Raw genomic sequence first — 14655 nt, forward strand, 5'->3', positions numbered from 1 at the left:
CCCGTCGGCACGCAGATTCTCGAAACTCTGGGGAGATCCCGCCGTGACCGAGCCCCTCTCCGACAACACCGCCGATGTGATCGTCGTGGGCGCGGGGCCAGCCGGCTCCACGACCGCGTACTACCTGGCCAAGGCCGGACTCGACGTCCTCCTGCTGGAGAAGACCGCGTTCCCACGGGAGAAGGTCTGCGGCGACGGACTCACCCCGCGCGCCACCAAGCAGCTCGTGGCGATGGGCATCGACATCTCCGAGAAGGCCGGCTGGCTGCGCAACAAGGGCCTGCGCATCATCGGCGGCGGCTCGCGTCTCCAGCTGGACTGGCCGGATCTGGCCTCCTTCCCCGACTACGGACTCGTCCGCAAGCGCGACGACTTCGACGAGCAGCTCGCCCGGCAGGCGCAGAAGGCGGGCGCCCGGCTCCACGAGCGCTGCAACGTGGTCGGTCCGGTCGTCGACGAGCGCACCGGCCGCATCACCGGCGTACAGGCGAAGCTGGGGGAGGAGAAGCGGGAGGCCACCTTCCACGCTCCGCTGGTCGTGGCCGCCGACGGCAACTCCACGCGGCTGTCCCTGGCGATGGGCCTGCACCGCCGCGAGGACCGCCCGATGGGCGTCGCCGTCCGCACGTACTTCACCTCGCCGCGCCACGACGACGACTACCTGGAGTCCTGGCTGGAGCTGTGGGACCGCCGCGGCGCCCAGGACCGCCTGCTGCCGGGCTACGGCTGGATCTTCGGCATGGGCGACGGCACGTCGAACGTCGGCCTCGGCGTGCTGAACACCTCCGCCTCCTTCAAGGAGCTGGACTGGCGCGAGGTGCTGAAGGCCTGGTGCGCGTCCATGCCCGAGGAGTGGGGCTACACCCCGGAGAACATGACCGGCCCCATCCGCGGCGCCGCCCTGCCCATGGCCTTCAACCGCCAGCCCCACTACACCAAGGGCCTGCTGCTGGTCGGCGACGCCGGCGGCCTGGTGAACCCCTTCAACGGCGAGGGCATCGCCTACGCCATGGAGTCCGGCCAGATCGCCGCCGACGTCATCGTCCAGGCGCACGCGCGGGCCACACCGGCCCAGCGGGAGATCGCCCTCCAGCGCTACCCGCGCGTCCTCAAGGACACCTACGGCGGCTACTACTCGCTGGGCCGCGCCTTCGTGAAGCTCATCGGCAACCCGAAGGTCATGCAGATCGCGACCCAGCGCGGCCTCACCCACCCCGTCCTGATGAAGTTCACCCTCAAGATGCTCGCCAACCTGACGGACCCGACGGGCGGCGACGCGATGGACCGCATCATCAACGGACTGAGCAAGGTGGCCCCGAAGGCCTGATCACACCCCGCCGGTCATGCCCCGGTGAAGGCCGCGGCGTTGGCGGCCCGGCGCGCGAACACCTCGTCGCGCAGGGCCGCCGACTGCCGCAGCGCACGCTTCCGGTCGCGCGCGGAGAGCCGGTCCAGGTAGACGTGCCCGTTCACGTGGTCGGTCTCGTGGGCGAGGCAGCGCGCGAAGTAGCCGGTCCCCTCGACGAGAAGGGGCTCGCCGTGCTTGTCCAGGCCCCGCACGACGGCCCGGTCGGGGCGCGGTACGGCCATGACGGCGCCCGGCACCGACAGACAGCCCTCGCCCTCGTCGAGGAGCCGCCGCGCGGCCGGGTCGAGCGGTTCCAGCACCGGGTTCACGATGTGTCCGACATGCCGGACACCGTCGTCGTCGGGGCAGTCGTACACGAACAGGCGCAGATCGACCCCGACTTGGTTGGCCGCGAGGCCGGCGCCCTCCGCGACGTACATCGTGCGGAACATGTCGTCGATGAGCGCGGCGAGGTCGGGTCCGAACTCGGTGACGTCCCGCGACGGCCGGTGCAGCACCTCTTCGCCGAACTCGGTGACGCGTCGTACCGACCCGCGCCGGGACTCCGGTGCGAGCGGAGGGTAGGAGGCGGTGTGCCGCCCCTGCACGAACACGCTGGGCATGCTGTCTCTCCTTCGGTCTCGTGAACGGCCGGTGGGTGACCGGCCCGTGCCGAGCTTGCCAGGAGAGCGGCGCGTGCGCGGGGAGAGCGCCAAAGGCCGGGGCAGGAGAGCACGGAAGGCCCCGCGGGAGCGCCGAAAGGCCGCAGCCCCCGAGCGGCTGCGGCCTTTCGTGCAGATGTGTCCGAGGTGTCCGGACGCGAGCGTCAGAGGACGCGCACGGCACCGCTCGGCGGGTCGTACGACAGGGGCTTCAGCACGACGCCCGTCGACGGGTTCTGCGCGCCGACGAACATGCCGTCGCCGACGTAGACGCCCACGTGGTACGCGCTGCCCGCGCCGCCCCAGTAGAGGATGTCGCCCGGCTGGAGGTTGTCCAGCGACACCTGGGTGCCGGCGACCGACTGGTCCTGCGAGACGCGCGGCAGGTCGACGCCGACCTGCTTGAAGGCGGCCTGCACGAGACCGGAGCAGTCCCACGAGTTGGGGCCGGTGCCGCCGGAGACGTAGGCGTCGCCGACCTGGGCCTGCACGAAGGAGACCACGGCGGCGGCCGAACCGGTGGCCGAGGAGCTGACGCTGACCGAGGCGTCCGACGAGGACGAGGACGAGGAGCCGGTGTCCGCGGAGGCGCTCAGTGTGGCGCGCTCGGCGGCACGGGAGGCGCGCTCGGCGGCCTCCTTGCGGGCGGCCTCCTCGGCCTTCTTCTTGGCTTCCGCGGCCTTCTTCTTGGCCTCGGCGAGGTCCGCCTTGGCCTCCTTGGCCGCGGCGGCGGCGGCCGCGTCGCGCTGGGCGCGCAGCTCGTAGTTCGCGGCGGCCTGCTGCGTGGCGTCCGCGGACTGGGCGACCTGGGCGGCCAGGTCGGCCGTCAGGGTGGGCAGTTCGAGGGTCTGCGTCACCGGCTCGGCGGCGTTCGCCGAACCCGACGCCCCGGCCACTGCCAGGGTGCTGAGGACGCCACCGGCAACTCCGGCCCGCATCGCGAGTGTCGACGCGCTGCGGCGGGGCTTCCGGTGGCTGCGTATGTGAGCGGTGTGGGACATAGGGACAACCGGTATCAGGAGCTCCTCCATACCTTCAAGAAACGTGGGGTGCGCCACAGTTGTTCAACGCAGCCCCCGAATCCCGGGCGTGTCGCCCTTTTTTGACGCCCTGGCGAACATTGCGTCCCCTCCGTGACCCACCTGTGATCACGGTCTTTGATCGTTTCGCCCGAATTGCCCCGCGCTTACCACTCGTTGAGGTGGTTGGCCAAGCCCGGTTCTCAGCCGCCTCTCACGGATGTGACGGAGGTCACGGAACGGTTCCCGGGACGGCCGCGTCCCCCCGCGCGGGTCGCAACCCGCGGCGCTCGTGAACGCGTGCACACGTCCACATCGCGCCTCGTCCTCCCTCCGATGTGTGAACGCGGGCCACTATCAAGAGATCCGGTCCAGCGCCAATTTGCATGCACGCGAAGCATCTTGATATTGAGACGCCCGCCCTGAAGAGCCTCTGGCCAGCGGCGACGAGCGAAATTGTCACCTCTGGTGATCAGCTGAACGCTTCTTGTGTGAAGATCACCGCTCATCCGACTTCATGATCCTTCGTCAGGTGGTGGAGATCACAAAGCTTGTGCAATACCCCGTGTCGCAGATCACAGAGTCACGGGCATAAGATGCGAGGCAGTTGGGCTTGTGACCTGCTTCACATGTTCGCGATCTTCGCCGGGACGAGCGGGGTTCGTGGGGCTGTTGGGGCGGCTGTGAGTCCAGTGCAGTGCCAGTGCAACCGCCAGCAGTCAGTGCCGACTGAGAGGAGCGAGGAGCGGTGAACGCGTATGCGCCCATCCTCGTACTGGGAGCCCTCGGGGCAGGCTTTGCGATCTTCTCCGTGGTCATGGCCACGCTGATCGGTCCGAAGCGGTACAACCGGGCCAAGCTCGAGGCCTATGAGTGCGGCATCGAGCCGACCCCCACGCCGGCCGGCGGCGGGCGCTTCCCCATCAAGTACTACCTGACGGCGATGCTCTTCATCGTCTTCGACATCGAGATCGTCTTCCTCTACCCCTGGGCCGTCACCTTCGACGCCCTGGGGATCTTCGGGCTCGTGGAGATGCTGCTCTTCGTGCTCACCGTCTTCGTCGCGTACGCGTACGTATGGCGGCGCGGCGGCCTGGAATGGGACTGAGGGGCCTTTAGTCATGGGACTCGAAGAAAAGCTGCCGAGCGGCTTCCTGCTGACCACCGTCGAGCAGGCCGCGGGCTGGGTGCGCAAGTCGTCCGTCTTCCCCGCCACGTTCGGCCTCGCGTGCTGTGCCATCGAGATGATGACCACCGGCGCCGGCCGCTACGACCTGGCGCGCTTCGGCATGGAGGTCTTCCGCGGCTCGCCGCGGCAGGCGGACCTGATGATCGTCGCGGGCCGGGTCAGCCAGAAGATGGCGCCGGTGCTGCGGCAGGTCTACGACCAGATGCCGAACCCGAAGTGGGTGATCTCCATGGGGGTCTGCGCCTCCTCGGGCGGCATGTTCAACAACTACGCGATCGTCCAGGGCGTCGACCACGTCGTCCCGGTCGACATCTACCTCCCCGGCTGCCCGCCGCGGCCCGAGATGCTGATGGACGCCATCCTCAAGCTCCACCACAAGATCCAGAACTCCAAGCTCGGGGTGAACGCCGAGGAGGCGGCCCGCGAGGCGGAGGAGGCGGCGCTCAAGGCCCTGCCCACGATCGAGATGAAGGGGCTGCTGCGGTGAGCGACGCGAACAACACCCCGGGTGACGTGAACGGGCCCAACCCCGAGAAGGACCTGTCCGCGCAGAACCTCCCCGGCCAGCGCGGCCAGGGCGGCGAGGAGATCCGCGTCCAGCGCGGCATGTTCGGCGCCGACAACGGCGGCGACACCTCCGGCTACGGCGGCCTGGTCCGCTCCGTCCGCCTGCCCGGACCGGCGAGCCGGCCCTACGGCGGATGGTTCGACGAGGTCGCCGACGAGCTGGAAGGCGCGCTGGAGGAGCAGGGGCTGGTCCCCGAGAACGCCATCGAGAAGACGGTCGTCGACCGCGGCGAACTGACCTTCCACATCGAGCGCGAGCACCTGGTCCGCGTCGCGAAGACCCTGCGCGACGACCCGGCCCTGCGCTTCGAGCTGTGCACCGGCGTCAGCGGCGTCCACTACCCGAACGACAAGGGCCGTGAGCTGCACGCCGTCTACCACCTGCGCTCGATCACCCACAACCGGCTGATCCGCGTCGAGGTCAGCGCGCCCGACAGCGACCCGCACGTCCCGTCGCTGTTCGCCGTCTACCCGACGAACGACTGGCACGAGCGCGAGGCCTACGACTTCTTCGGCATCGTCTTCGACGGCCACCCGGCCCTGACGCGGATCATGATGCCGGACGACTGGCAGGGCCACCCGCAGCGCAAGGACTACCCCCTCGGCGGCATCCCCGTCGAGTACAAGGGCGCCCAGATCCCGGCTCCGGACCAGCGGAGGTCGTACTCGTGAGCACTTCCCACGCCTCCCCCAGGGAGACGACCGAAGGCACCGTCTACACGGTCACCGGCGGTGACTGGGACGAGGTCGTCCAGTCCGCGGCCCGCGCCGACGACGAGCGCATCGTCGTCAACATGGGACCGCAGCACCCCTCCACCCACGGCGTGCTCCGCCTCATCCTGGAGATCGACGGCGAGACGGTCACCGAGGCCCGCTGCGGCATCGGCTACCTGCACACCGGCATCGAGAAGAACCTCGAGTACCGGACCTGGACGCAGGGCACGACCTTCGTGACGCGCATGGACTACCTGACGCCGTTCTTCAACGAGACGGCGTACTGCCTGGGCGTCGAGAAGCTCCTCGGCATCGAGGACCAGATCCCCGACCGGGCCTCGGTCATCCGGGTCCTGCTGATGGAGCTGAACCGGCTCTCCTCGCACCTGGTGTGCATCGCCACCGGCGGCATGGAACTCGGCGCCACCACGATCATGATCTACGGTTTCCGCGATCGTGAACTGATTCTCGACCTCTACGAGCTGATCACCGGCCTGCGGATGAACCACGCGTACATCCGCCCCGGCGGCCTCGCCCAGGACCTGCCCCCGGGCGCGGTGGACCAGATGCGCGAGTTCGTGAAGAAGATGAAGAAGAACCTCCCGGAGTACGACAAGCTCGCCACCGGGAACCCCATCTTCAAGGCCCGCATGCAGGACGTCGGCTACCTCGACCTGGCCGGCTGCATGGCCCTCGGCGCCACCGGCCCGATCCTGCGCTCCACCGGCCTGCCGCACGACCTGCGCAAGACCCAGCCGTACTGCGGTTACGAGACGTACGACTTCGACATCCCGACCGCCGACACCTGCGACTCCTACGGCCGCTTCCTGATCCGGCTGGAGGAGATGCGCCAGTCGCTCAGGATCATCGAGCAGTGCCTGGACCGGCTCGAGCCCGGCCCGGTCATGGTCGCCGACAAGAAGATCGCCTGGCCCGCCCAGCTCGCACTCGGACCGGACGGTCTAGGCAACTCCCTCGACCACATCAAGAAGATCATGGGCACCTCCATGGAGGCCCTGATCCACCACTTCAAGCTGGTCACCGAGGGCTTCCGCGTGCCGCCGGGCCAGACCTACACGGCGGTGGAGTCGCCCAAGGGCGAGCTCGGCGTGCACGTCGTGTCCGACGGCGGCACCCGCCCCTACCGGGTCCACTTCCGCGACCCGTCCTTCACCAACCTGCAGGCCATGGCGGCGATGTGCGAAGGCGGCCAGGTCGCCGACGTCATCGTCGCGGTGGCGTCCATCGACCCCGTGATGGGAGGCGTCGACCGGTGACCACCTCTTCTTCGGAGCGGGGCGTCAGCCTGGGCATGCCGGAACTGCCCGCGCCCGCCTACCCGGACGACGTCCGGGCCCGGCTGGAGGCCGACGCGCGCGAGGTCATCGCCCGCTACCCCGACTCCCGGTCCGCCCTCCTGCCGCTGCTGCACCTGGTGCAGTCGGAGGAGGGACACGTCACCCGCACCGGCATGCAGTTCTGCGCGGACGTACTGGGCCTGACCACGGCCGAGGTCACGGCGGTCGCGACCTTCTACACCATGTACCGGCGCAGGCCGAGCGGCGACTACCAGGTCGGCGTCTGCACCAACACGCTGTGCGCGGTCATGGGCGGCGACGCGATCTTCGAGTCGCTCCAGGAACACCTGGGCGTCGGCAACGGCGGGACCACCGACGACGGCAAGGTCACGCTGGAGCACATCGAGTGCAACGCGGCCTGCGACTTCGCGCCGGTCGTGATGGTCAACTGGGAGTTCTTCGACAACCAGACGCCGGAAAGCGCCCGCGGCCTCGTCGACGACCTGCGCGCCGGACGTCCGGTGACGCCCACGCGCGGAGCGCCGCTGTGCACCTTCAAGGAGACCGCGCGGATCCTGGCGGGCTTCCCCGACGAGCGGGACGGCGCCGTCGCCGCCGGCGGCAGTGCGGGGCCCGCCTCCCTGGCCGGACTGAAGCTGGCCAAGGGCGAGGTGGCCGCGCCGCGCGTGGTGCACCCGCGGGACGGCGGGCCGCACGACGCGCCGCAGGACCGTGCCGGGCACGGCCCGTCGTCCCCGGCGCAGCACCTCAGCTCCCACGACGCCCCACAGGACACATCGGCCTCCGACCCGGCCCACCCCGCCGGGCCCACCGCCGAGGAGGGGGAGTGATGACCTTGGCAGCCGAGATCAAGGACCACAGCCCGGAGAAGCTGCTCGCACCCGTGCTGTCGGCCTTCTGGGACGAGGACGAGTCCTGGACCCTGGACGTATACCGCAGGCACGAGGGGTACGAGGGGCTCCGCAAGGCGCTCGCGATGTCGCCGGACGACCTGATCGCGTACGTCAAGGAGTCCGGTCTGCGCGGCCGCGGCGGCGCCGGCTTCCCGACGGGGATGAAGTGGCAGTTCATCCCCCAGGGCGACGGCAAGCCGCACTACCTCGTCGTCAACGCCGACGAGTCGGAGCCGGGCACCTGCAAGGACATCCCGCTCCTGTTCGCCAACCCGCACAGCCTCATCGAGGGCATCGTCATCGCGTGCTACGCCATCAGGTCGTCGCACGCCTTCGTCTACCTGCGCGGTGAGGTCGTCCCCGTGCTGCGGCGGCTGCACGAGGCCGTCCGCGAGGCCTACGCGGCCGGATTCCTCGGCCAGAACATCCTGGGCAGCGGACTCGACCTCGAACTCACCGTGCACGCGGGCGCGGGCGCGTACATCTGCGGTGAGGAGACCGCACTGCTCGACTCGCTCGAAGGCCGCCGGGGCCAGCCCCGGCTCCGTCCCCCCTTCCCCGCCGTCGCGGGCCTGTACGCGTGCCCCACCGTCGTGAACAACGTCGAGTCCATCGCCTCGGTTCCCGCGATCCTGAACAAGGGCAAGGACTGGTTCCGGTCCATGGGCAGCGAGAAGTCCCCGGGCTTCACGCTGTACTCGCTCAGCGGCCATGTCGCGAGCCCCGGCCAGTACGAGGCACCGCTCGGCGTCACCCTGCGCCAGCTCCTCGACATGAGCGGCGGGATGCGCCCCGGCCACCGGCTGAAGTTCTGGACGCCGGGCGGCTCCTCGACGCCGATGTTCACCGACGAGCACCTGGACGTCCCCCTCGACTACGAGGGGGTGGGCGCCGCCGGATCCATGCTCGGCACCAAGGCGCTCCAGTGCTTCGACGAGACGACCTGCGTGGTGCGGGCCGTCACCCGCTGGACCGAGTTCTACGCCCACGAGTCCTGCGGCAAGTGCACGCCCTGCCGCGAGGGCACGTACTGGCTCGTGCAGTTGCTGCGCGACATCGAGGCCGGCAAGGGCTCGATGGGCGACCTCGACAAGCTCGACGACATCGCCGACAACATCAACGGCAAGTCGTTCTGCGCCCTCGGCGACGGCGCCGCCTCGCCGATCCACTCCTCGCTGAAGTACTTCCGCGAGGAGTACGAGCAGCACATCACGGGCCGTGGCTGCCCCTTCGACCCGGCCCGGTCGACGGCCTGGGCCGACCACCGTACGGAGGTGAACGCATGACCGTGACCACGAGCGCACCCTCCGGCGGTGGAGACGCGGCGGTTCCGCCCGAGGACCTCGTGTCGCTGACGATCGACGGCGTCGAGATCAGCGTGCCCAAGGGCACCCTGGTCATCCGGGCCGCCGAGCAGCTCGGCATCGAGATCCCGCGGTTCTGCGACCACCCGCTCCTCGACCCGGCCGGCGCCTGCCGCCAGTGCATCGTCGAGGTCGAGGGCCAGCGCAAGCCGATGGCGTCCTGCACCATCACCTGCACCGACGGGATGGTGGTCAAGACCCAGCTCACCTCCCCGGTCGCCGAGAAGGCCCAGCACGGCGTGATGGAGCTGCTGCTCATCAACCACCCGCTGGACTGCCCGGTCTGCGACAAGGGCGGCGAGTGCCCGCTCCAGAACCAGGCCATGTCGCACGGCAACGCCGAGTCCCGCTTCGAGGGCAGGAAGCGGACCTACGAGAAGCCCGTGCCGATCTCCACGCAGGTGCTGCTCGACCGCGAGCGGTGCGTGCTGTGCGCCCGGTGCACCCGGTTCTCCAACCAGGTCGCGGGCGACCCGATGATCGAACTGATCGAACGCGGCGCGCTCCAGCAGGTCGGCACCGGCGAGGGCGACCCCTTCCAGTCGTACTTCTCCGGCAACACCATCCAGATCTGCCCGGTCGGCGCGCTCACCTCGGCGGCCTACCGGTTCCGCTCCCGCCCCTTCGACCTCATCTCCTCGCCGTCCGTGTGCGAGCACTGCTCCGGGGGCTGCGCGACGCGCACCGACCACCGGCGCGGCAAGGTCATGCGACGCCTCGCGGCCGACGACCCCGAGGTCAACGAGGAGTGGATCTGCGACAAGGGGCGGTTCGCCTTCCGGTACGCGCAGCAGCGGGACCGGCTGACGACGCCCCTGGTGCGCGGCGCCGAGGGCGAGCTGGAGCCGGCCTCCTGGCCGGAGGCACTCCAGATCGCCGCGCAGGGACTGCTCGCCTCACGGGGCCGCACCGGTGTCCTGACCGGCGGCAGGCTCACCGTCGAGGACGCCTACGCGTACAGCAAGTTCGCGCGCGTGGCGCTCGACACCAACGACATCGACTTCCGCGCGCGCGTGCACAGCGCCGAGGAGGCCGACTTCCTCGCCGCCCGGGTCGCCGGCCGCGGCCGTGACCTCGACGGCACGGGCGTCACGTACACGGCGCTGGAGAAGGCGCCCGCCGTGCTGCTGGTCGGGTTCGAGGCCGAGGAGGAGGCGCCCGGCGTCTTCCTGCGGCTGCGCAAGGCCTGGCGCAAGCACGGGCAGCGGGTCTTCTCGCTGGCCACCCACGCCACCCGGGGCCTGGAGAAGGCGGGCGGCACGCTGCTGCCGGCCGCTCCCGGTACCGAGACCGAGTGGCTGGACGCGCTCGCGAGCGGTGTCGGCCTGGAGGGCGGCGGCGCCCTGGCAGCCGAGGCCCTGCGCGCCGAGGGTGCCGTGATCGTCGTCGGCGAGCGGCTGGCGTCCGTGGCCGGGGGCCTCACCTCCGCCGTACGGACCGCCACCGCGACCGGCGCCCGGCTGGTGTGGATCCCGCGCCGGGCCGGGGAACGCGCCGCGATCGAGGCGGGCGCCCTGCCGTCGCTGCTGCCGGGCGGGCGCCCCGCGACCGACCCGCGCGCGCGGGAGGAGGTCGCCGCGGTCTGGGGCCTGGCCGACCTTCCGCACCGCTACGGCCGCGACACCGGCGAGATCGTCGAGGCCGCCGCGCGCGGCGAGCTCCAGGCGCTGCTGGTGGCGGGCGTGGAGGTCGCCGACCTGCCCGACCCCACGCGCGCGCGTGCGGCGCTAGCCGAGGCCGGCTTCGTGGTGTCGCTGGAGCTGCGGCCCAGCGAGGTCACCGGCCACGCCGACGTGGTCCTGCCCGTCGCCGCGGTCGCCGAGAAGGCCGGCGCCTTCCTCAACTGGGAGGGCAGGGTGCGCTTCTTCGAGGCCGCCCTCAAGCCCGACCAGATGACCCGGCGCCTCGCGCCCACCGACGCGCGCGTGCTCCAGATGCTCGCCGACGCCATGGACGTCCACCTGGGCCTGCCCGATCTGCGCACCACGCGCGCGGAGATCGACCGGCTCGGCGCCTGGGACGGGCCGCGGGCCGGTGAACCGGTGGGCACCTCGAGCGCGCTGCCCCGGCCGGCCGCCGGGGAGGCCGTGCTCGCCGGGCACCGGCTGCTGCTCGACCAGGGAGTCCTCCAGCAGGGCGACGAGGCGCTCGCCGGCACCCGGCACGCCGCCCGCGCGCGCGTGTCGGCCGCCACGGCCGCCGAGGCCGGCGTCAAGGACGGCGACGTCCTCGCCGTGACCGGCCCCGCCGGAGTCGTCGAACTCCCGCTGGAGATCACCGAGATGCCCGACCGGGTGGTCTGGCTCCCGCTGAACTCGGCCGGCCGCGGCGTCGCCTCCGACGCCGGGGTGCTGCCCGGAACCCTCGTCCGCATCGGCCCGGCCACGCTCGCGGGCGAGGCCCCCAAGGAGGTGGAGGCATGAGCCCGTACCTCGCCGCTGAAGACCTCTCGATGTTCGGCACCGACCCCTGGTGGCTCGTCGTCATCAAGGCGGTGTTCTGCTTCGCCTTCCTGATGGTGACGGTGCTGTTCTCCATCGTGTGGGAGCGCAAGGTCGTCGCCTGGATGCAGCTGCGCATCGGCCCCAACCGGCACGGCCCCTGGGGCATGCTCCAGTCGCTCGCCGACGGCATCAAGCTGATGCTGAAGGAAGACGTCATCGTCAAGCGGGCCGACAAGGCGGTCTACGTCCTCGCGCCGATCGTCGCGGCCATCCCGGCCTTCATGGCGATCGCGGTGATCCCCTTCGGGCCCGCCGGCAACGAGGTGTCGATCTTCGGTCACCGCACCGCCATGCAGCTCACCGACCTGCCGATCGCGATGCTGTTCATCCTCGCGGTCGCCTCGGTCGGCATCTACGGCATCGTGCTCGCCGGCTGGAGCTCCGGATCGACCTACCCGCTCCTCGGCGGTCTGCGGTCCTGCGCGCAGATGATCTCCTACGAGATCGCGATGGGCGCCGCGTTCGCCTCGGTGTTCCTCTACTCCGGCTCCATGTCGACCTCGGAGATCGTCGCCCAGCAGAACGACCGCTGGTACATCGTGCTGCTGCCGGTCTCCTTCATCCTCTACATCGTCACCATGGTCGGCGAGACCAACCGCGCCCCCTTCGACATGCCGGAGTCCGAGGGCGACCTGGTGGGCGGCTTCAACACCGAGTACTCGTCGATCAAGTTCGCGATGTTCATGCTCGCCGAGTACGTGAACATGGTGACGGTCTCGGCGGTCGCCACCACGCTCTTCCTCGGCGGCTGGCGGGCGCCCTGGCCGGTCAGCACCTTCTGGGAGGGCGCCAACCACGGCTGGTGGCCGCTGCTCTGGTTCGTCGTCAAGGTCCAGCTGCTGCTGTTCTTCTTCATCTGGCTGCGCGGCACCCTCCCCCGGGTGCGCTACGACCAGCTGATGAAGCTCGGCTGGAAGGTCCTCATCCCGGTCTCCCTGGTGTGGCTGATGCTCGTCGCGACCGTGCGGGCCATGCGGAACGAGAACTACGACTTCACCGACATCGCCCTCTACATCGGCGGCGCCGTCCTGGCCCTGCTGCTGTTGTCCTTCGTCGCCGACATCTACCGCGACAAGGGCAAGCGCGGTGAGGAGCCCGCCGGGGAACCGGCCGCCTTCGACCCGATGGCCGGTGGGTTCCCCGTACCGCCGATGCCCGGACAGGAGCTGCCCCCGGTACCGAGGCGCCGTCCGCGCCGGGACCGGGAGCTGATTGTCAGTGGTGGGGCCGATACTCACAGTGACGGATCTCTGGGCGGATCTACGGATGGAAAGGAGGCGTCCGATGGCTGAGGAACCCAAGGAGACCGACCCCGGTTTCCTGAACCCCGTGGCCGGCTTCGGCGTGACCTTCAAGGCCATGTTCAAGAAGCGGCTCACCGAGCAGTATCCGGAGCAGCACAAGACCACCGCTCCGCGTTTCCACGGACGGCACCAGCTCAACCGTCATCCGGACGGCCTGGAGAAGTGCGTCGGCTGCGAGCTGTGCGCCTGGGCCTGTCCCGCCGACGCGATCTATGTCGAGGGCGCGGACAACACCGACGAGGAGCGCTACTCGCCGGGCGAGCGGTACGGCCGCGTCTACCAGATCAACTACGCCCGCTGCATCCTGTGCGGCCTGTGCATCGAGGCGTGCCCCACCCGGGCGCTGACGATGACCAACGAGTTCGAACTGGCCGACTCCACCCGCGCCGACCTCATCTTCACCAAGGACCAGCTCCTCGCCGGCCTGGAGGAGGGAATGGTCGACACGCCCCACGCCATCTACCCGGGCACGGACGAGCAGGACTACTACCGGGGCCTGGTCACCGAGGCCGCGCCCGGCACGGTCCAGCAGGTCGCCCACTCCAAGGGCGAGGTCGTCCAGGAGGGCGACTCGACCTTCGGCGAGACCGAGCCGGCCTCGGAGGAGGTGATCCGCCGATGAGCGCCCAGCTCGCCGCCACGGCGACCCTCTCCGCCGGCACCTCCACCGGAGAGGCCGTCCAGTTCTGGATCCTCGGCACCGTCGCGGTGATCGGCGCCCTGTGCACCGTCTTCATGAAGAAGGCCGTGCACAGCGCGCTCTGCCTCGCCGGGACCATGATCGTGCTGGCGGTGTTCTACCTCGCCAACGGCGCCTACTTCCTCGGCATCGTGCAGATCGTCGTCTACACCGGCGCGGTCATGATGCTGTTCCTGTTCGTGGTGATGCTCGTCGGCGTCACCGCGGCGGACTCCCTGAAGGAGACCATCAAGGGCCAGCGCTGGCTGGCCCTGGCCAGTGGGCTCGGCTTCGGCATCCTGCTGATCGCCGGCATCGGCAACGCGTCCCTCACGGAGTTCGACGGCCTCGGCCAGGCCAACGCGAACGGCAACGTGGAGGGCATCGCGTCCCTCATCTTCACGAAGTACGTCTTCGCCTTCGAGATCACCGGCGCGCTGCTCATCACGGCCGCCGTCGGAGCCATGGTGCTCACCCACCGCGAGCGCACCGAGCGTGCGAAGACCCAGCGCGAGCTGTCCGAGCAGCGCGTCCGCGACGGCAAGTACCTGCCGCCGCTGCCCGCGCCCGGCGTCTACGCCCGGCACAACGCGGTCGACATCGCGGGCCTGCTGCCCGACGGCACCCCGTCCGAGCTCACCGTCAGCAAGACGCTGCGCGAGCGGGGCCAGGTACGCGACGTCTCGACGGAGGCGCTGAACGACCTCAAGGCCCTGGAGCAGCGCGCGGAGGAGCGCCTGGAGCGCAGGGCGGTCGGCCCGGCCACCTTCAAGCGGTCCGAGGAGGCGTCGAAGTGAACCCCGTCAACTACCTCTATCTAGCAGCCCTGTTGTTCACGATCGGCGCCACCGGTGTGCTGATCAGGCGCAACGCGATCGTGGTCTTCATGTGCATCGAGCTGATGCTCAACGCCTGCAACCTCGCGTTCGTCGCCTTCTCCCGGATGCACGGCAATCTCGACGGGCAGATCATCGCCTTCTTCACGATGGTCGTCGCCGCCGCGGAGGTCGTGGTCGGGCTCGCGATCATCGTGTCCCTGTTCCGTTCCCGCCACTCGGCCTCGGTCGACGACGCCAGCCTGATGAAGCTGTGA

General features: G+C 70.1%; 14 protein-coding genes. 12 read left to right on the top strand and 2 right to left on the bottom strand.

The window, feature by feature from the left end; all coding sequences use genetic code 11:
* The first annotated feature begins 43 nt into the window (after positions 1-43).
* Complete coding sequence (locus AB0E77_RS28340) at positions 44-1327, top strand: geranylgeranyl reductase family protein (protein ID WP_361575871.1); 1284 nt, start codon at positions 44-46, stop codon at positions 1325-1327.
* 14 nt (positions 1328-1341) lie between these two features.
* On the opposite strand, the gene def is transcribed toward AB0E77_RS28340, so the two are convergent.
* A complete protein-coding gene (gene def / locus AB0E77_RS28345; RefSeq protein ID WP_361575874.1) occupies positions 1342-1971 on the bottom strand; it encodes a peptide deformylase in 630 nt (209 codons plus the stop codon).
* 203 nt (positions 1972-2174) lie between these two features.
* Positions 2175-3011 (bottom strand): C40 family peptidase, encoded by an 837-nt coding sequence (locus tag AB0E77_RS28350; protein WP_361575877.1) that lies wholly within the window; start codon positions 3009-3011, stop codon positions 2175-2177.
* A gap of 766 nt (positions 3012-3777) precedes the next feature.
* On the opposite strand from AB0E77_RS28350, the gene AB0E77_RS28355 reads away from it, so the two are divergent.
* The 11 genes from AB0E77_RS28355 to nuoK are packed head-to-tail and all read left to right on the top strand — an operon-like array spanning position 3778 to position 14655.
* The gene (locus AB0E77_RS28355) at positions 3778-4137 is read left to right on the top strand and encodes an NADH-quinone oxidoreductase subunit A (protein WP_003992243.1); all 360 of its coding nucleotides are present in this window, start codon (positions 3778-3780) and stop codon (positions 4135-4137) included.
* 13 nt (positions 4138-4150) lie between these two features.
* Positions 4151-4705 (top strand): NADH-quinone oxidoreductase subunit B, encoded by a 555-nt coding sequence (locus AB0E77_RS28360; RefSeq protein ID WP_161166212.1) that lies wholly within the window; start codon positions 4151-4153, stop codon positions 4703-4705.
* Positions 4702-5457 carry an NADH-quinone oxidoreductase subunit C gene (locus AB0E77_RS28365; protein WP_361575879.1) on the top strand — a complete coding sequence of 252 codons (756 nt, stop codon included), beginning with the start codon at positions 4702-4704 and terminating at the stop codon, positions 5455-5457. Before AB0E77_RS28360 ends, AB0E77_RS28365 begins: the two co-directional genes overlap by 4 nt.
* On the top strand, positions 5454-6776 hold the full coding sequence (locus tag AB0E77_RS28370; RefSeq protein WP_361575882.1) for an NADH-quinone oxidoreductase subunit D: 1323 nt from the start codon (positions 5454-5456) through the stop codon (positions 6774-6776). Before AB0E77_RS28365 ends, AB0E77_RS28370 begins: the two co-directional genes overlap by 4 nt.
* A complete protein-coding gene (gene nuoE / locus AB0E77_RS28375) occupies positions 6773-7648 on the top strand; it encodes an NADH-quinone oxidoreductase subunit NuoE (RefSeq protein ID WP_361575885.1) in 876 nt (291 codons plus the stop codon). The genes AB0E77_RS28370 and nuoE overlap by 4 nt, the downstream gene beginning before the upstream one ends.
* Positions 7645-8997, top strand: a complete 1353-nt coding sequence (gene nuoF, locus AB0E77_RS28380; protein ID WP_361575888.1) for an NADH-quinone oxidoreductase subunit NuoF — start codon at positions 7645-7647, stop codon at positions 8995-8997. Before nuoE ends, nuoF begins: the two co-directional genes overlap by 4 nt.
* A complete protein-coding gene (locus AB0E77_RS28385; RefSeq protein WP_361575891.1) occupies positions 8994-11498 on the top strand; it encodes an NADH-quinone oxidoreductase subunit G in 2505 nt (834 codons plus the stop codon). The genes nuoF and AB0E77_RS28385 overlap by 4 nt, the downstream gene beginning before the upstream one ends.
* Positions 11495-12871, top strand: a complete 1377-nt coding sequence (gene nuoH / locus AB0E77_RS28390) for an NADH-quinone oxidoreductase subunit NuoH (RefSeq protein ID WP_361575894.1) — start codon at positions 11495-11497, stop codon at positions 12869-12871. The genes AB0E77_RS28385 and nuoH overlap by 4 nt, the downstream gene beginning before the upstream one ends.
* On the top strand, positions 12864-13505 hold the full coding sequence (nuoI, locus tag AB0E77_RS28395) for an NADH-quinone oxidoreductase subunit NuoI (protein WP_361575897.1): 642 nt from the start codon (positions 12864-12866) through the stop codon (positions 13503-13505). Before nuoH ends, nuoI begins: the two co-directional genes overlap by 8 nt.
* Positions 13502-14359 (top strand): NADH-quinone oxidoreductase subunit J, encoded by an 858-nt coding sequence (locus AB0E77_RS28400; protein WP_361575900.1) that lies wholly within the window; start codon positions 13502-13504, stop codon positions 14357-14359. Before nuoI ends, AB0E77_RS28400 begins: the two co-directional genes overlap by 4 nt.
* Positions 14356-14655 (top strand): NADH-quinone oxidoreductase subunit NuoK, encoded by a 300-nt coding sequence (gene nuoK / locus AB0E77_RS28405; protein WP_003974374.1) that lies wholly within the window; start codon positions 14356-14358, stop codon positions 14653-14655. The genes AB0E77_RS28400 and nuoK overlap by 4 nt, the downstream gene beginning before the upstream one ends.

The sequence above is a fragment of the Streptomyces sp. NPDC032940 genome (assembly GCF_040636935.1).
Lineage (GTDB): Bacteria > Actinomycetota > Actinomycetes > Streptomycetales > Streptomycetaceae > Streptomyces.

Coding starts and splice junctions, on each gene's coding strand:
- nuoH (WP_361575894.1), top strand. CDS start 11,495: ATGAGCCCGTACCTCGCCGCTGAAGACCTCTCGATGTTCGGCACCGAC.
- def (WP_361575874.1), bottom strand. CDS start 1,971: ATGCCCAGCGTGTTCGTGCAGGGGCGGCACACCGCCTCCTACCCTCCG.
- AB0E77_RS28360 (WP_161166212.1), top strand. CDS start 4,151: ATGGGACTCGAAGAAAAGCTGCCGAGCGGCTTCCTGCTGACCACCGTC.
- AB0E77_RS28400 (WP_361575900.1), top strand. CDS start 13,502: ATGAGCGCCCAGCTCGCCGCCACGGCGACCCTCTCCGCCGGCACCTCC.
- nuoI (WP_361575897.1), top strand. CDS start 12,864: ATGGCTGAGGAACCCAAGGAGACCGACCCCGGTTTCCTGAACCCCGTG.
- AB0E77_RS28350 (WP_361575877.1), bottom strand. CDS start 3,011: ATGTCCCACACCGCTCACATACGCAGCCACCGGAAGCCCCGCCGCAGC.
- AB0E77_RS28385 (WP_361575891.1), top strand. CDS start 8,994: ATGACCGTGACCACGAGCGCACCCTCCGGCGGTGGAGACGCGGCGGTT.